This window comes from Xylanimonas ulmi (assembly GCF_004216535.1).
Taxonomy (GTDB): Bacteria; Actinomycetota; Actinomycetes; order Actinomycetales; family Cellulomonadaceae; genus Xylanimonas; species Xylanimonas ulmi.
The window spans coordinates 2,056,181-2,071,844 of sequence record NZ_SGWX01000001.1 but is presented as its reverse complement, the minus strand read 5'-3'; the positions used below and the strand labels follow the sequence as shown (position 1 = coordinate 2,071,844).

Annotated in this window: 16 protein-coding genes; 8 read left to right on the top strand and 8 right to left on the bottom strand. The window is 72.6% G+C overall.

The annotated features are described in order from the left end of the window. Positions 1-13 precede the first annotated feature (13 nt). From clpS to EV386_RS09580, 5 genes are read left to right on the top strand one after another with little or no spacing between them, the layout of a single operon-like run. On the top strand, positions 14-331 hold the full coding sequence (gene clpS, locus EV386_RS09600; protein ID WP_130414470.1) for an ATP-dependent Clp protease adapter ClpS: 318 nt from the start codon (positions 14-16) through the stop codon (positions 329-331). Further along, positions 328-1,101 carry a DUF2017 family protein gene (locus EV386_RS09595; RefSeq protein WP_130414468.1) on the top strand — a complete coding sequence of 258 codons (774 nt, stop codon included), beginning with the start codon at positions 328-330 and terminating at the stop codon, positions 1,099-1,101. The genes clpS and EV386_RS09595 overlap by 4 nt, the downstream gene beginning before the upstream one ends. Before the next feature lie 9 nt (positions 1,102-1,110). Then, a complete protein-coding gene (murI, locus tag EV386_RS09590; protein ID WP_130414466.1) occupies positions 1,111-1,932 on the top strand; it encodes a glutamate racemase in 822 nt (273 codons plus the stop codon). Then, positions 1,929-2,783 carry an MBL fold metallo-hydrolase gene (locus EV386_RS09585; protein WP_130414464.1) on the top strand — a complete coding sequence of 285 codons (855 nt, stop codon included), beginning with the start codon at positions 1,929-1,931 and terminating at the stop codon, positions 2,781-2,783. The genes murI and EV386_RS09585 overlap by 4 nt, the downstream gene beginning before the upstream one ends. Continuing rightward, complete coding sequence (locus tag EV386_RS09580; RefSeq protein ID WP_130414462.1) at positions 2,783-3,187, top strand: DUF3054 domain-containing protein; 405 nt, start codon at positions 2,783-2,785, stop codon at positions 3,185-3,187. The genes EV386_RS09585 and EV386_RS09580 overlap by 1 nt, the downstream gene beginning before the upstream one ends. Positions 3,188-3,796: 609 nt before the next feature. On the opposite strand, the gene rdgB is transcribed toward EV386_RS09580, so the two are convergent. After that, a complete protein-coding gene (rdgB, locus tag EV386_RS09575; protein WP_130414460.1) occupies positions 3,797-4,468 on the bottom strand; it encodes an RdgB/HAM1 family non-canonical purine NTP pyrophosphatase in 672 nt (223 codons plus the stop codon). Beyond that, positions 4,465-5,238 (bottom strand): ribonuclease PH, encoded by a 774-nt coding sequence (gene rph / locus EV386_RS09570; protein WP_130414458.1) that lies wholly within the window; start codon positions 5,236-5,238, stop codon positions 4,465-4,467. Before rph ends, rdgB begins: the two co-directional genes overlap by 4 nt. A gap of 40 nt (positions 5,239-5,278) precedes the next feature. Between rph and EV386_RS09565 the strand changes: the two genes are divergently transcribed. Then, on the top strand, positions 5,279-7,078 hold the full coding sequence (locus EV386_RS09565) for an ATP-binding cassette domain-containing protein (RefSeq protein WP_130414456.1): 1,800 nt from the start codon (positions 5,279-5,281) through the stop codon (positions 7,076-7,078). 12 nt (positions 7,079-7,090) lie between these two features. On the opposite strand, the gene EV386_RS09560 is transcribed toward EV386_RS09565, so the two are convergent. Continuing rightward, positions 7,091-7,663 (bottom strand): NUDIX hydrolase family protein, encoded by a 573-nt coding sequence (locus tag EV386_RS09560; protein WP_130414454.1) that lies wholly within the window; start codon positions 7,661-7,663, stop codon positions 7,091-7,093. A 77-nt stretch (positions 7,664-7,740) separates the two neighbouring features. Between EV386_RS09560 and trxA the strand changes: the two genes are divergently transcribed. After that, entirely contained in the window at positions 7,741-8,112 is a 372-nt protein-coding gene (gene trxA, locus EV386_RS09555) for a thioredoxin (RefSeq protein WP_130414452.1), read from the top strand. Between the two features lie 9 nt (positions 8,113-8,121). On the opposite strand, the gene EV386_RS09550 is transcribed toward trxA, so the two are convergent. Genes EV386_RS09550 through EV386_RS09540 form a run of 3 tightly spaced genes read right to left on the bottom strand, consistent with a single transcriptional unit; the run spans position 8,122 to position 11,202 of the window. Next, a complete protein-coding gene (locus EV386_RS09550) occupies positions 8,122-9,006 on the bottom strand; it encodes a carbohydrate ABC transporter permease (RefSeq protein ID WP_130414450.1) in 885 nt (294 codons plus the stop codon). A gap of 18 nt (positions 9,007-9,024) precedes the next feature. After that, positions 9,025-9,921, bottom strand: a complete 897-nt coding sequence (locus EV386_RS09545) for a carbohydrate ABC transporter permease (protein WP_130414448.1) — start codon at positions 9,919-9,921, stop codon at positions 9,025-9,027. Positions 9,922-9,927: 6 nt separating this feature from the next. Further along, the gene (locus tag EV386_RS09540; RefSeq protein WP_165399885.1) at positions 9,928-11,202 is read right to left on the bottom strand and encodes an ABC transporter substrate-binding protein; all 1,275 of its coding nucleotides are present in this window, start codon (positions 11,200-11,202) and stop codon (positions 9,928-9,930) included. Between the two features lie 291 nt (positions 11,203-11,493). Here EV386_RS09540 and EV386_RS09535 point away from each other — a divergent pair, with 291 nt between their 5' ends. Further along, on the top strand, positions 11,494-12,585 hold the full coding sequence (locus tag EV386_RS09535; protein ID WP_130414444.1) for a substrate-binding domain-containing protein: 1,092 nt from the start codon (positions 11,494-11,496) through the stop codon (positions 12,583-12,585). 4 nt (positions 12,586-12,589) lie between these two features. Here EV386_RS09535 and EV386_RS09530 read toward each other — a convergent pair whose 3' ends face one another. Beyond that, positions 12,590-14,161: a polysaccharide deacetylase family protein gene (locus EV386_RS09530; protein ID WP_165399884.1), complete on the bottom strand. Its 1,572-nt coding sequence runs from the start codon at positions 14,159-14,161 to the stop codon at positions 12,590-12,592. An 89-nt stretch (positions 14,162-14,250) separates the two neighbouring features. After that, positions 14,251-15,588, bottom strand: coding sequence for an NADP-specific glutamate dehydrogenase (gene gdhA / locus EV386_RS09525; RefSeq protein WP_130414440.1), 1,338 nt, complete (start codon positions 15,586-15,588; stop codon positions 14,251-14,253). Positions 15,589-15,664 lie beyond the last annotated feature (76 nt).

Sequence of the window (15,664 nt, the reverse complement as noted above, 5' to 3'; positions counted from 1 at the left end):
GTAGGCTGTGACCGTGACTGTCGTGACGCCGGGAACCGACGCGCGGACCTCCGAGGAGACCGTGGCCGCGCTCGCCGACCCCTGGGTGACGATCGTGTGGAACGACCCGGTCAACCTCATGACCTACGTCACCTACGTCTTCGAGAGCTACTTCGGCTATCCGCCGGCCCGCGCCCGCACCCTCATGCTGCAGGTGCACCGCTCCGGGCGTGCGGTCGTGTCGACCGGTCCGCGCGAGCGCATGGAGGTGGACGTGCAGGCCATGCACGGTTTCGGGCTGTGGGCCACGATGCAGCGCGCCTCCGAGGGCGACGGCGGTGCGTCCGCGTGACCCCGTTCGCCGCCACGCCCGAGGGGTATGAGGCGTACTGGGAGGAGGCCGAGCGGCGCGTGCTCGCCATCGTCGCGCGCGAGGTCTCCGCGATGCTGCGCGAACAGGCGGGGCTGCCCGAGCCGGGCGACGACCCGCTGGAGTCGCTCGCGGCGTCCATGCAGACCACCGGCACCCCGCGCGTGCCCGACGACGCGGCCGCGCGCCGGCTGCTGCCCGACGCCTCGCGCGACGACGCCGAGGTCGCGGCCGAGTTCCGCCACCTGACCCAGAACGACCTCGCCGTGGCCAAGGTGCGCGGGCTTGAGCGCTTCGCGGACCTGCTCGACCCTCCGGGGGACGCGAGGCTCGACGACGCGCTCGACGAGGCGTTCGACGGCGCCCGCGACGACGACGCCCGCGACGACGCCTTCGAAGACGAGGCTTTCGACGACGAGGCCCTCGACGACGAGGCCTTCGACGACGAGGCCTTCGACGAGGACGCGGCCGACCGCGCCGTCGTCCTGATCGGGCGTGACGAGGCCAACACGGTCGCCGCCGCGCTCACCGACGTGCGCCTCGTCGTGGCCCAGCGGTTGGGCCTGGCGACCGATGACGACGTCGAGGCGTTGCACGACGAGGTGCTCGCCGACGCCGTCGGAGACGACGTCGGCAGCGGCCTGGACGCGCAAGTGCGCCGCTATTGGGGTGGAGTCTTCGTGGCCTCCGGGTTCGCCCAGGAGTCACTGGTCTCGGCCATGCTCGACGACCTGCGGGAGCGGCGCGGGTAGGCTTCAGCGGTGCACCGAGACCCAGCGAACGACGCCCCGATCGGCGTCTTCGACTCCGGCGTGGGCGGGCTGACCGTCGCGCGCTCGATCCTCGACCAACTCCCGCACGAGCAGGTCCTCTACCTGGGCGACACCGCCAACGCGCCGTATGGGCCCAAGCCGCTCGCGGCTGTGCGCGCCATGGCGCTGTCGGTCATGGACCAGCTCGTCGACGAGGGCGTCAAGATGCTCGTCATCGCCTGCAACTCGGCCGCGGCGGTCGCGCTGCCCGACGCGCGCGAGCGCTACGAGGTGCGCCGCGGCATCCCCGTCGTCGAGGTCATCCGCCCGGCCGCGCGCCGAGCCGTCGTCACCTCGCGCAGCGGCCGCATCGGCGTCATCGGCACCAAGGCCACCATCGACTCGCGCGCCTACGAGGATGCGTTCCACGTCACCCCTGGCCTGACCATCACCACGCAGGCGTGCCCCGAGTTCGTGCCGCTCGTCGAGCGCGGCATCACCTCGGGCCCCGAGATCCTCGCGGCGGCGCACCGCTACCTCGACCCGGTGCGCGACGCCGGCGTCGACACGCTCGTGCTGGGCTGCACGCACTACCCGCTGCTCGCCGGCGCCATCGCCTACGCCATGGGCGAGGACGTCACGCTCGTCTCAAGCGCCGAGGAGACCGCCAAGGACGTCTACCGGGTGCTGGTCGCGCGCGGACTGGAGCGTTCGCCCGAGGCCGGCGAGCCGCGCCACCGGTTCCTGTCGACCGGGGACACCGAGTCGTTCGAGCACCTCGCGCGCCGGTTCCTCGGCCCCGAGGTCCGTCTCGTGGAGGCCGCGCGATGAGGCTGCGCACCCTGGGCGTCGCGGGCTCGACCCCTCGGCCGGACTCGCCCGCGTCGACGTACCTGGTCCAGGTCCCGGCCGACGTCGTCGCCGCAGGCCTCGCGTCGGGCGCTGTGCCGCCGGGAGTCGAGGCGCGCGACTGGAACGTCGTCGTCGACCTGGGCAACGGCGGGTTCGGGTACGTGCAGCGGCACGTCGAGCCGCACGACCTCGACGCCGTCCTGCTCAGCCACCTGCACCCCGACCACTGCGCCGACCTGTCGGGCATGTACGTGCACCTGCGCTACCACCCCCTGCGCGGGTCGATGCGCACCGGCGTGCAGCCCCACCTGCCGGTGTACGGACCCGCCGACGTCGCCGAGCGCGCCGCGGCGATGTTCGGGTCGGGCGCGGGGGAGTCGATGGACGGCGTCTACGACTTCCGTCCATGGGCCGACGGCGCCACGGTGCGCGTCGGACCGCTCGACATCACCGTGCGCACCGTGTTCCACCCCGTCGAGGCGTACGGCATGCGCATCACCGGCCCGTCGTCACTGCGGCCCGGCGAGCGCGCCGTGCTCGCCTACACGGGCGACACCGACTACTGCGAGAACGTGGTCGAGGTCGCGCGTGCGGCCGACCTGCTGCTCGCCGAGTCGGCGTTCGCCGAGGGTCGAGACGACGACGTCGTGCCGGGCATCCATCTGACGGGGGCGCGCGCCGGGCGCGTGGCCGCCGAGGCCGGGGTCGGGCGCCTGGTGCTGACGCACCTGCCGTCCTGGACCGACCCGGTCGGGGCGCTCGCCGAGGCGCGCGGACAGTACGACGGGCCGGTCGACCTGGCCGAGCCCGATGGTGTGGTGGAGGTGTGATGAGCGAGTCATCCGGGACAGGCGCGGGCGCGGGGTTCACGGTCACGCTCGGGCGCGCGGGCGCCTACGACGTCGTCGTGCTCGTGGTGTTCTTGATGTTCGGGTCCGCGGCCCACGGGTCGGCGGATCGCGGGACGGGCCACCTGGTGGCGCTCGGCGCGACGTTCTTCGCCGGACTCGCCGCGGGCTGGGCCCTGTCCCGCGCGTGGCGCGCCCCGGCCCGGCTGTGGCCGACCGGCGTCATCATCTGGCTGACCACCGTGGTGGTCGGCGTGGTGCTGCGCGGCCTGCTGATCCCGGACGCCGGCTTCGAGCCCGGCTTCCTGCTGATCACCACCGGATTCCTGGGTGTCACCCTCCTCGGCTGGCGAGCCCTAGCCCGCCCGCCCCGCCGCAAGTCCTAGTGGTCTGTGGAGTCTGCTGACGGTTGGCCTTCGCGAGGACTTCGTCGGCGGTCTTGGTCCAGTCGCCGCGCACCGCCGCACCACCGACGTGATCGATCACTGTCCAAAGTGTCGGTTTTTGTTGCCCGGACAAGGAGCCGGGACCAGGCTCGCTCACGCAAGCCACGTTCCGACATGAGGACGCACGGAAGCCTGCTGCTCAGGCCCGCAGACCAGGCTGGGAGATATCCAAGGAGGTCGGATAGCAGATGGCGATTCGATCAGGAAGGCGGTTCCCGTGCTAGTGCTGTGCGCCGCTCTCTCGTCGACTCTCGCCGGGTTCTTTACCCACTCGGGGTTCGTGGATCGCGGCCGGATTCCGCTCGGTGTGTGGAGGGCGCTGCGGGTGGTCGCCTTTCTCGGGATGGGAATCCTGGGGATCGAGGCGACTGCGCTGTTCGGGGAGCCCAGCTCCCAGATGTTCGGACCGGCGCGGTTGCGCATGGCCGCCGTTCTCTGGCTCCCACATTTCGTCATGTCCTTCACGATGGGGTCTTTGAGTCGCACGCGGGACAGGTCCTCCACCGAGGACTGAGCCCTGATCGACGACGAACTGCCGAGTGGAGGGGCTTACGAGCGGGTGAGGGCCGCGGCGATGGCGGGGGCCAGGGCGCGGAAGGCGTGGCCGCGGTGGCTGATGGCGTTCTTCTCCTGCGGGTCCAGTTCCGCGCTCGTGCGGGCGCCAGGCGTGCCGTCAGGTGCCGGGGGCTGGTCGTCGGGCACGAGGATCGGGTCGTAGCCGAAGCCGTTCGCGCCCCGCGGCGCGGCGACCAGCACGCCGCGCATCTCACCGCGGCACACCGTCTCGGCGCCGTCCGGCGTCACCAAGGCGGCGGCGCACACAAAGCCCGCGCGGCGGTGCTCGGGGCGCTCGATCGCGCCGAGCTGTGCCAGCAGCAGGTCGAGGTTGGCCTGGTCGTCGCCGTGCCGCCCCGCCCACCGGGCCGAGAAGATGCCCGGCGCGCCGCCGAGCACGTCGACGGCGAGGCCCGAGTCGTCGGCGACGGCCGGCAGACCCGCGGCCCGGGCCAGCGCCCGCGCCTTGATGAGCGCGTTCTCCTCGAACGTCACGCCGTCCTCGACGGGCTCGGGCGCGCCCAGGTCGCCCGCGGTGACGACGGCGCCGTCAGGCAGGGTGTCCAGGCCCGGCTGGGCGCGCAGGATCGCGACCAGCTCGACGAGCTTCTTGCGGTTGTGCGTGGCCAGGACCAGCCGGGCGCCGTCGGGAACGGCGACGCTCACCGCGCCAGCTCCTCGGCGAGCGCCGCGCGCTGGACCTGCGCCAGCTCGGCGTTGCCCGCGACGGCCAGGTCGAGCAGGGCGTCGAGCTCGGCGCGGTCGAACGCGCCGTGCTCGGCCGTGCCCTGCACCTCGACGAACGTGCCCGAGCCGGTGACCACGACGTTCATGTCGGTGCCCGCGCGCACGTCCTCGACGTAGGGCAGGTCGAGCACCGGCACGCCGTCGACGATGCCGACGCTCACCGCGCTCACCGAGTCGGTCAGCACCTGCCGCCCGCCCGTGATGTGCCCGTGGCGCCGGCCCCAGGCAACGGCGTCGGCGAGCGCCACGTAGGCCCCGGTGATCGCCGCGGTGCGCGTGCCGCCGTCGGCCTGCAGCACGTCGCAGTCGAGCACGATGGTGTTCTCGCCGAGCGCCGCCACGTCGATGATCGCGCGCAGCGAGCGCCCGATCAGGCGCGAGATCTCGTGCGTGCGCCCGCCCACGCGGCCCTTGACCGACTCGCGGTCCGAGCGCGTGTTGGTCGCGCGCGGCAGCATCGCGTACTCGGCGGTCACCCAACCCTCGCCCGAGCCCTTCTTCCAGCGCGGCACGCCGTCGGTGAACGACGCGGCGCACAGCACGCGGGTGGCGCCGAACTCGACCAGCACCGACCCCTCGGCGGAGTCGAGCCAGCCGCGCGTGATCCTCACGGGGCGCAACTGGTCGGGGGCGCGGCCGTCAGCGCGGACGGGGGCAGGGCGGACATCGGCGGAAGTGGGGGAGGCCATACCGGAAACCCTAACCGCGGCCCCCGGCTACCGTGGGCCTGTGCATCTCATCGCGTCGGACGTCTCGTTCGCCTACCCGGGCGCCGGCGCCGGCAGCGGCGCCGCGGTGCTCGCCGACGAGGGCCGCGCCATCGTCTCAGGCGCCGGGACGCGCCGCCCCGTGGGGTTGGCGGGCGGGCAGACGACGGTCAGCGGCCCGCGCGCCGCGCGCGCCGAGGTGCTTTCTGGGGTCAGCGTGCGCGTCGCCGCCGGCACACGTCTGGGCGTGGTCGGCGAGAACGGGTCGGGCAAGTCCACGCTGATCCGGCTGCTGGCCGGGACGCTGACGCCCACCGCGGGGCGGGTGCGGCGCGAGGGTTCGGTCGCCGTCGTCGAGCAGGAGCTCGTTGAGGTCCCAGGCGAGACGGTGGGCGACGTGGTGCGCACGGCCCTGGCCGGGGTGCGGCGCGTGGCCGCCGAGCTCGACGCCGCGGCCGCCGCGTTCGCCGCGCAGGCCGACCCCGACGCCGCCGCCCTCGACGCGCTCGCCGCGCTGCTGGCCCGCGCCGACCACCTCGCGGCGTGGGACGCCGACCGGCGCGTCGATGTCGCGCTCACGCGCCTGGGAGCGCCACGCGACCTGGACCGGACGGTCGAGACGCTGAGCGTCGGCCAGCGCTACCGCGTGCGGCTGGCCTGCCGGCTCGCCGAGCGCAGCGACTTCCTGCTCCTGGACGAGCCCACCAACCACCTCGACGACGAGGCCATCGGGTTCCTGACCGAACAACTCCACACGTGGCGCGGCGGCCTGGTCATGGTCACCCACGACCGCCAACTGCTCGACGACGTCGCGACCGCGATCCTGGACCTCGACCCGTCGATGGACGGGCGACCGACGCTGTACGGGCAGCCCGGGTACCTGGCCTACCGGTTCGCCAAGTCGCAGGCGCTGCGCCGCTGGCGTCAGCGCTACCGCGCCGAGCGCAAGCGCGCGCAACAGCTCGCCGAGCGACTTGACGCCTCCTATGAGGGCCTCTCGGACGAGTGGCGCCCGCCCAAGGGCTCGCAGCGCCACCGCCGGTCCACACGCGCCCGCATCCACGTCAAGGCCGCCGACCGGCTCGTCCAGCGCTTGGAGGCCGAGGCCGTCGAGGTGCCCGTGCCGCCGCTGGAGCTCGTGTTCCCCGACCTGCCGTCGCTCTCGCCGGGCTGGGACCCGTCGCAGCCGCTCGTCGAGCTGCGCAACCCGCGCGTCGACGGCGACCCGGGCGACGACGGCGCCCCCCGCGTGCGGCTCGATCTGCCCGGGGTGCGCGTGGCCGTCGCGCCCGCCGGTCGCCTGCTGGTCGTCGGGCCCAACGGCAGCGGCAAGTCGACGCTGCTCGGCGCGCTGTCAGGGAGCCTGCCGCTGGCCCGCGGGACGCGCACCGTCGCCGACGGCGTGCGCGTCGGCGTCGTCGGGCAGGAGAACGCGCCGGTCGTGGGGCGTGGGCAGGACGACCCGCGCACGCTGACCGGGTTCGACGCCGCCGCCAACGAGGCGTTGGCGCTGCTGACGCGCGGGTTGCTCGACCCCGAGCATGTGGTGCCCGTCGCGGCGCTCGGGCTGCTCGCCGAGGAGGATCTGGAGCGACCCCTGGTGGAGCTGTCGGCCGGGCAGCGGCGGCGGTTCGAGCTGGCGCGCACCCTGCTCGCGGCGCCGCACCTGCTCATCCTCGACGAGCCGACCAACCACCTGTCGATCGACCTGGTCGACGAGCTCACGCGCGCGCTCGCGCGCACGGGCGCCGCCGTCGTCGTCGCGACGCACGACCGGCGCATGCGCGAGGACTTGGGGGACTGGCCGACGCTCACGCTGTGACGCGGCGCCCGGTCAGGCCAGCCGGCCCACCCAGCCCATCGCCTGCCTGACCAGCGCGCCCTGCCCGCCGGTGAACTCGGCCTGGACCGCGTCGGCGCACGCCTCCTCGGGCGTGAGCCAGTCGATGTCGAGCGCGTCCTGCTGCGGGCGGCAGTCGCCCGTCACTGGCACCACATAGGCGAGCGAGACGGCGTGCTGGCGGGGGTCGTGGAACGAGGTGATCCCCGGGGTGGGGAAGTACTCGGCGACCGTGAAGGGCTGCGGTGAGGCCGGGACCTGCGGCAGCGCGACCGGGCCCAGGTCCTTCTCGATGTGCCGCAGCAGCGCGTCGCGCACGCGCTCGTGGTACAGCACGCGGCCCGAGACGAGGGAGCGCGCCAGTCCGCGCGCGCCCATGCGCAGCAGCAGCCCGACCGAGACGACGTCGCCCGACTCGTCGACCCGCACCGGCACGGCGTCGACGTACACGAGCGGCAGCTGCGCGCGCACTACCGCCAGGTCCTCAGGCGTCAGCCACCCGGACGGGCGGGCGGCCGGCGGCTCCCAGTCGTCAGGCGGGGGCGGCAGCTCTGCGGAGGCGGTCACAGAGCGATCCAACCACGCGCCGGGAATACTCGGCGCCCGCGGTGCGCTACGGGTTGCGTACCGAGGAGAGGAACACCATGGCAACCGTCGAGCTCACCGACGACACGTTCGAGCAGACCGTGACCGACAACGACATCGTGCTGGTCGACTTCTGGGCCTCGTGGTGCGGCCCGTGCCGGCAGTTCGCGCCGATCTTCGAGAAGTCGTCGCAGGTCAACACCGACATCGTGCACGCCAAGCTCGACACCGAGGCGCAGCAGCGCATCGCGGCGGCCGCGGGGATCACGGCGATCCCGACGCTCATGGCGTTCCGCGAGGGTGTGCTGGTGTTCAACCAGGCGGGCGCGCTGCCCGCGCCAGCGCTCCAGCAGGTCGTCGACGCCGTCAAGGGCCTCGACATGGACGAGGTGCGCAAGGCCGTGGCAGCCCAGGCGGCGCCGCAGGAGTGAGCCTGCGGGCTACTTGAGCGCACCGCTCGTGATGCCGATGGTCAGCCGGCGCCCACACCAGGCGTACAGGCCGACCATCGGCAGCACACTGATGGCGGCCGCCGCGAACAGCGCCCCGTAGTCGCTGCCCGAGTACTGCTGCTGTTGGTAGTAGTTGAGGATCGACAGGGGCAGCGTGTACCTGTCGCCCGTCTGGATGAACATCAACGCCAGGAACGTCTCGTTCCACACGTTGACGCCGGTCAGCAGCATCGCCGTCGTCAGCCCGCCGCGCGCGAGCGGCAGCATGATCGACCAGAACGTGCGGTTGGGGCTCAGGCCGTCGAGCGCCGCGGCGTCCTCCAGCTCCGAGGGCAGCGAGCCGAAGAACCCCGTCAGCAGGAACACGGTGAACGGCAGGTTCACCACGACGTACATCACGAACAGTCCCGACAGCGTGCTGATGAGCCCGAGCCGCAGCATGAGCGCATACAGGGGCAGCACGATGATCTGCATCGGGATGCCCAGGCCCAGCACGAAGTAGACGACGGTCGCGTTGACCGCCCAACCCGAGCGGCGGGCCAGCGCGTACGACGCGGGCGCGGCGATCGCCACGGTGGCCAGCGCCACGGTGGCGACCAGGAGCGCCGAGTTGCCGAAGCCGCGGCCGAGGTTGCCGTCGACCCAGGCGGTGCGCCAGTTCTCCAGGTGGAGGCCGTCGGGCGGCGCCCACGGCGCCGCCACGATCGCCGCCGACGACTTGAACGCGCTGAGCACGATGAACGCGAGCGCTGCGGCGCTGAACAGGACCACGGCCCACACGCCCACGGTGACCAGGCGGTGCAAAGGGCTGCGGTCGAGGCGGCTGATCGCACTGCGGCGCAGCGTGCGGGGCGCGGGACGGGCGTAGCGCATGGGACTCCTTGTGCGGGCTCAGAACTGGATCGACTCGCGGCGCATGAGGCGGCGCACCACGATCACGAGGACGGCGACGAAGGCGAGCGTGACGACGGCGCCCGCGGCGGCGTAGCCGAAGGTGAACGCCGCCGCGGTCCCGCCGAGCGTCTTGCCGTAGACGAACAGCGCGGTGTTCCACTGGTTGACGTGCGGCAGGGCCCCCTGCCCACCCGAGAACGCCAAGATGAACTCGAAGATCTTGACCGAGCTGATGGTCCACAGGATCGCCGCGACCCCCACGACGTCCCAGGCCAGCGGCAGGGTCACGTGCCGGAACCGCTGCCAGGGGCCCGCGCCGTCGAGGAAGGCGGCCTCGTAGAAGTGCGCCGGGATGGCGTCGACGCCGGCCAGGAGGATCGTCACGTAGTACCCGAGGTGGATCCAGACCAGCCCGAGCAGCACGAGCGCGAAGGCTGAGTCCGGCCCCATCCAGGTGACCGGCCCGACGCCCAGCACGTCCAGCAGGCCGTTGACGAGCCCGTCGTAGCGGAACAGCGCGCCCCAGAAGATGGCCAGCACGATGGTCGAGACCAGGTGGGGCAGGAACAGCGCCCCGCGCACGAACCGCGCGAAGCGCAGTTCGCGGATCACGAGGATGACGACGAAGCTCAGCACGAACAGCGTGACCCCGACCCCGAGCGTGATGGTGGCGGTGTTGAGGATCGAGCGCTGGAAGACGGGGTCGCTCCAGAGCGTCACGTAGTTGCGCAGGCCCACCCACCGGGGGCTGTCGATGCCGTTCCAGTCGGTCAGGCTCGCGTACACCGAGTACGCCGACGGGGCGATGAACAGCGCGGTGTACAGGACCAGCGCCCCGATCACGTACGGGATCGTGAGCTGGCGCCGCTTGCGGGCGAACGCGGATGTCGCCATGGACGGTCAGCCGGCCGCGGCCAGGTAGTCGACCGTCTGGCGCTGAGACTCGGCGACGAACCGCTGGGCGTCGTACTCGCCCGTGACGAAGCTGGTGACCGTCGTGCGGTAGATGGTCGAGTACCAGTCGGGGAAGTCGCGCGCGAGGCCGGCCTGGTCCGGGTAGACCTCGCCGGTGGTCAGGGCCTCGGCGATGGTGGCCAGCTCGTCGGGGACGCTGACGTCGGCGCGGGGGGTGATCTGCAGCGCCTCGCTCGCCAGACGCTCGGCGTACCGCTGCTGGGCGAAGTAGGCGATGAACTGCTCGGCGGCCGTCGCGTGCGCGGCCGTGGCCGGGACGGCGAACCCGATGAAGTTGGCGCCGACGGCGGCGTCGCCGCCCGGGGTGAGCGCGGGCAGCTGCACGGACTGGAAGGTGAACCCGTCGGCCGCGTTGGGCGCGGCCTCGCTGGGCACCCATGTGCCCGACAGGTAGGCGGCGGCCTTGCCCGAGGCCCAGAGGTTCTGCGCATCGGAGCCCTGGTTGGCCTCGTACCCGTCGGGGAAGAACGGGCGCAGCTCGTCGAACGCGCGCAGCGCCGTCGCGACGCCCGGCGCCTTCCACGCGTCGCCCGTCTTGTCGGTGGCCAGGGCGCGCACGCCCTCGACGCCGAGGGCGCGTTCGAGCAGGAGCGTGACCCAGTAGGCGTCGTTGCTCGGGATGGCGATCGCGGGGGTGCCGGACGCGTCGATCTGGCGCAGGGCCTCGACGAACTCGTCCCACGAGCCCGTGGCCTGCGCCAGTTCGGGGTGCTGCGCGGCGTCGAACCACACGCCCTCGCTCATGACCTCATACGGGACCATCGACGGGCGGCCCTCGTCGTCGGACACCGCCTTGATGTAGGCCGCCGGGATGACCTCGGACAGCGGCTGGTCGTCGCCGGGGGCCGTCAGCGCGTATGCGGCCGTCAGGTCGCGGTGCTGGTCGTTGACGACGACGGGGCCGAGCGCGTTGACCGAGCCGTCGACGAGGTCGGCGGCGGCGCCCGACCGCAGCGTGGGCAGCAGCTTGGTCACGACCTCGCGGCCCTGCCACTCGACGTCGACCTCGATGCCGGTGTCGGCGGTGAACTGGGCGATGGCGTCGGCGAGGATCTTGGCCTGCGGCTCGTTCTTGTTCCACATCGACCAGTAGGTGAACGAGGCGTCGTCGTCGGCGCTGGCGGGGCTCGCACACCCGGCCAGGGCCAGGGCGGCGACGGCGCAGCCCGCCAGGGCGGCCGCGGGGGTGGTGTTGCGCATGCGGGGGACCTCCTTGTCGTTGGCGGCCGGCCCCGGCGATGGTCGCCGGGGCCGGCGAACCAAGAGAACAGGCCCGCGCCAAAGGATCACAAGCCCAAAGCGATCATTCGAACACATGTGAACGTGCTACTAGCGCGGACGCGGATTTCAAGGAATTGTGAGGCATCTGAACCGTCTCGCAAAGGCTTCCCGGTCGCTCTGGAGGCTGAGATGTGCGTTCAGCAACAATTGGCACTTTCAAACAATTGCGCACATCACCGAGGCATCGCGACCCGGCGAGGAGAGGAACTGATGGTCGCCGAAGGCAGGCAGGACGCGATCCTGCGGGAGTTGGAGCTGCATGGCAGCTTGATCGTGACTCGGTTCGCCGAGCGTCATTCGGTCTCACCCATGACGGTGCGTCGCGACCTGCTTCGGTTGGAGAAGGAGGGCCTGCTCGTGCGCGTGCACGGCGGTGCGATCTCCCTGGGTGTGGCGGCCGAGCGATCCCGCACCCCAGACCGCCCCACGTCCGGGCGCAGGGTCGTGGCCACGATCGGGATGATCGCGCCCTCGGCGACCTACTACTTCCCCGCGGTGATCCGCGGCGCCGAGCAGTCCGCACGCGAGAACAACGTCCGGCTCGTGCTCGGCACGACCAACTACTCGCCCAGCGAGGAGGTCCGCCAGGCCGAGCGACTGCTGGGCGGGGGCGTCGACGGGCTGCTGATCACACCGAGCGCCGCGATCGAGGAGGGCTCGCCGCTGCACCGCGTGCTGTTGGCGGCCAAGGTGCCGGTCGTCGTCGTGGAGCGCAGCATCTCGGAGCTGCAGTTCGCCAAGTCGCCCATCGAGTCGGTGCGCACCGACCACGCGCACGGCGCCGACATCGCCGTCCAGCACCTGCACGACCTGGGGCACCGTCGCGTCGTGCTGGCCGCGCGCGAGAGCCCGACGGCGCCGTGGCTCAAGGACGGGTGGTCGCGCGCCGTCAGCCGCATGGGTGGGCGCGTGGAGGGCGAGTACCTGTCCCTGCCCAACCCGCCCGTCGGCACGACCGAGGCCGTCGAGGCGCTCGCGAGGCTCGTCGAGCGCTGCGTCGAGGACGACGTGCACGCCGTCATCGTGCACACCGACGCCGACGCTGTCACGTTCGCCGACCTGGCCGCCGAGCGCGGTCTCTCGGTGCCCGACGACGTCAGCGTCGTGGCTTACGACGACGAGATCGCCTCGCTCGCACGCGTGCCGCTCACCGCGATCGCCCCGCCCAAGTGGGAGCTCGGCCACCGCGCCGCGCGCATGTGCTTCGACCGCATCCGAGCCACGAGCGCGTCGACCGTGGTGCGCATGACGCTGCTGCCGACGCTCGTGCCGCGCGAGTCGACCGGGCCGGCCCGGCCCTGACGGGTCAGTCCACCGCGAGCCCCTGCGCGCGCAGCCCGTCGATGATGCCCGGCAGAGCGTCCACGGTGCCCTGACGTAGCACATGCAGCAACACGACGCTGCCCGGCTGCGCGGCGCCCAGCACGCGGTCGCGCACGACGTCGGCGCCCGGCGCGCGCCAGTCCTGCGTGTCGAGCGTCCACAGGTCGATCGACAGGTGCTCGGCCTCGGCCACCTGGCGGACCGTGTCGTTCACGGCGCCGTAGGGAGGCCGGAACGCCGTGGGGCGCACGCCGGTGATCTCGGTCAGCGTCGCCTGCGTGCCGGCGATCTCGGCGCTGACCTGCTGCGGGGTGAGCGTGGTCAGGTCGGGGTGTGTGGCGGAGTGGTTGCCGAGCCGGTGCCCCTCGGCGAGGATGCGCCGCACCGTCTCGGGGTGGGCGCGGGCGCGCTCGCCCAGCACGTAGAACGTCGCGTGCGCGCCCTTGTCCGCGAGGATGTCGAGGATCTGCTCGGTGTGCGCCCCCGGTCCGTCGTCGAACGTCAGGTGCACCGCGTGGTCACCGGTGAACGCCCCCGGCGTCGCCTCCTGGACGGGCGCCGGCAGTGTCGTGACCGGCAACGTGACGACGTCGCTGCCGCCGCCTGCGGCGCGCGCCCGCAGTTCGGCGAGCACCGCCTGCGCCGCCGCAGCCGGATCGACCCGGCGACCGTCGGCGCCCGGCGCCACGACGGTCCCTGCCATGACGATCCGCAGCACAGGGTCCTGAGCGGCCTGCGCAGCGGCCGCCTCGATGTCCGCGGCCAGCCCTGCGCCGTCGGCGCCGACCGACACCCCGCCAGCGCTGAGGGTGACGGGCAGCGCCGCGAAGACGCGGTCCGGAGGCACGGTCACGCGGGCGTGCGCCGCGGCGAGCACCAGGGGCCGGGCGACGGCGGCGCGCACGAGCGTGGCGGCCGCCGCCAGGTCGCCGCGCGTGACCGCGGGCGCTCGCGCCTGCGTCGGCAGGTCGGCCGTCCGCCGTCCGTCGCGCACCGCCTCGAGGATCGCGCGGCGCGCGGCGATGACGTCGAGGCGCACGCCGGGGACGTCGGGGCGCACCGCCACCTGGCCGTCGCTCAGCGTGAGGGCAGCGTCCTGGGGCTCGACGTCGATGTCGCGCGCGAGCGCGGCGACGGCCGCGTCGAGCCCCGCCGGGTCGAGCCGGTCAGGCGGGGGAGTCAGGTGCAGCAGACCCCAGGCGGCCCGCGTCTGGGCGACGACGTCCTGCCAGAGGGGGCCGTCGCGCCCGGCCGACAGCAGCGCGTCACGCAGGGCGCCTTCGGCGTCGACGAGGCCGAGCGAGCCGAGCGTGCGCTCCACGGGGCGCTCGCCGGAGCGCAGCGTGAGGGTGGCCTGCGCCCGCTCACGCGCATACGCCGCGGCGGCCGACGACGGGTCGGCCCACACCTGCTCGCGGCTGGCGCCGGGCAGGTCGAGCCCGAGCACGGGGCGATCTGAGGCGATGGCGTTGACGACGAGCGGCGCGGCCGGCACGACGACGAGCGCCGCGGCGGCGACGGCGCCGACGACACGCAAGGACCGGCGGGCTCTCACCTGTCCAGCATTCCGGTTTCCCGGAAAAGGTGGGGGAACGGCGCGCACGATATCGATGTCGGGTGCGCCGTTCCCCTGACCGCCTGGCGCTAAATGACGCCCAGGGCGATCATCGCGTCGGCGACCTTGGTGAAGCCGGCGATATTGGCGCCGAGCACATAGTTGCCGGGCGTGCCGTACTCCTCGGCGGTCTCCACGCATTGGTCGTGAATGCGCGTCATGATCTGGCGCAGACGCTCCTCGGTGTAGTCGAACGACCACGCGTCGCGTGAGGCGTTCTGCTGCATCTCGAGCGCCGAGGTCGCCACGCCTCCGGCGTTGGCCGCCTTGCCCGGAGCGAACAGCACACCGGCCTCCTGGAGCAGGGCGACGGCCTGCGGCGTCGTGGGCATGTTGGCGCCCTCGGCGACCGCGACCACACCGTTCGCGACGAGCTGCTTGGCGTGCGACTCGTCGAGCTCGTTCTGCGTCGCGCACGGGAGCGCGACGTCGGTCGGCACGTCCCAGATCGAGCCGTCGGTGACGAGCCGGGATCCGGGCCGCCGTGCGACGTAGTCGGCGACGCGCCCACGCTCGACCTCCTTGACCTGGCGCAGCAGGTCGAGGTCGACACCGGCCTCGTCCACGACGTAGCCGGAGGAGTCGGAGAACGCCACGACGTTCGCGCCGAGCTGCTGGGCCTTGGCGATCGCGTAGATGGCGACGTTGCCCGAGCCCGAGACGGTGACGCGGCGCGCGTCGAAGTCCTGGCCGTGGGCGGCGAGCATCGACTCGGCGAACATGACGGTGCCGAACCCGGTGGCCTCGGTGCGCACGAGCGAGCCGCCCCAGGTCAGGCCCTTGCCCGTGAGCACGCCCGACTCATAGCGGTTGGTGATGCGCTTGTACTGGCCGAACAGGTAGCCGATCTCGCGGCCGCCCACGCCGATGTCGCCCGCGGGCACGTCGGTGTACTCGCCGATGTGGCGGTACAGCTCGGTCATGAACGACTGACAGAACCGCATGACCTCGCGGTCCGACTTGCCGCGCGGGTCGAAGTCCGAGCCGCCCTTGCCGCCGCCGATCGGCATGCCCGTGAGCGAGTTCTTGAAGATCTGCTCGAAACCGAGGAACTTCACGATGCCCAGGTACACCGACGGGTGGAACCGCAGCCCGCCCTTGTACGGGCCGAGCGCCGAGTTGAACTCGACGCGGAAGCCGCGGTTGATCTGCACCTGGCCGGCGTCGTCGATCCAGGGCACGCGGAACACGATCTGCCGCTCGGGCTCGCAGATGCGCTGGAGCACCGCGGCCTCGACGTACTGCGGCTTCTTGCGCAGGACGGGCTCGAGCGACTCGAACACCTCGCGCACCGCCTGGTGGAACTCCGCCTCACCAGGGTTGCGTCGCAGCACCGCGTCGTAAACCGACTGCAACTGGGAATCCATTCGTACCTCCGGTTCTTACAGACGCCCCGCACGGTACGCGCGTGACGCTGGTGACAGGATTGAGTGTGGCGCGACG

What these genes read in the sequence shown, in the direction of transcription:
- EV386_RS09585 (WP_130414464.1), top strand. Translation starts at nt 1,929, where the DNA reads ATGAGGCTGCGCACCCTGGGCGTCGCGGGCTCGACCCCTCGGCCGGAC.
- EV386_RS09580 (WP_130414462.1), top strand. Translation starts at nt 2,783, where the DNA reads ATGAGCGAGTCATCCGGGACAGGCGCGGGCGCGGGGTTCACGGTCACG.
- rph (WP_130414458.1), bottom strand. Translation starts at nt 5,238, where the DNA reads ATGGCCTCCCCCACTTCCGCCGATGTCCGCCCTGCCCCCGTCCGCGCT.
- trxA (WP_130414452.1), top strand. Translation starts at nt 7,741, where the DNA reads ATGGCAACCGTCGAGCTCACCGACGACACGTTCGAGCAGACCGTGACC.
- EV386_RS09550 (WP_130414450.1), bottom strand. Translation starts at nt 9,006, where the DNA reads ATGCGCTACGCCCGTCCCGCGCCCCGCACGCTGCGCCGCAGTGCGATC.
- EV386_RS09545 (WP_130414448.1), bottom strand. Translation starts at nt 9,921, where the DNA reads ATGGCGACATCCGCGTTCGCCCGCAAGCGGCGCCAGCTCACGATCCCG.
- EV386_RS09540 (WP_165399885.1), bottom strand. Translation starts at nt 11,202, where the DNA reads ATGCGCAACACCACCCCCGCGGCCGCCCTGGCGGGCTGCGCCGTCGCC.
- EV386_RS09535 (WP_130414444.1), top strand. Translation starts at nt 11,494, where the DNA reads ATGGTCGCCGAAGGCAGGCAGGACGCGATCCTGCGGGAGTTGGAGCTG.
- gdhA (WP_130414440.1), bottom strand. Translation starts at nt 15,588, where the DNA reads ATGGATTCCCAGTTGCAGTCGGTTTACGACGCGGTGCTGCGACGCAAC.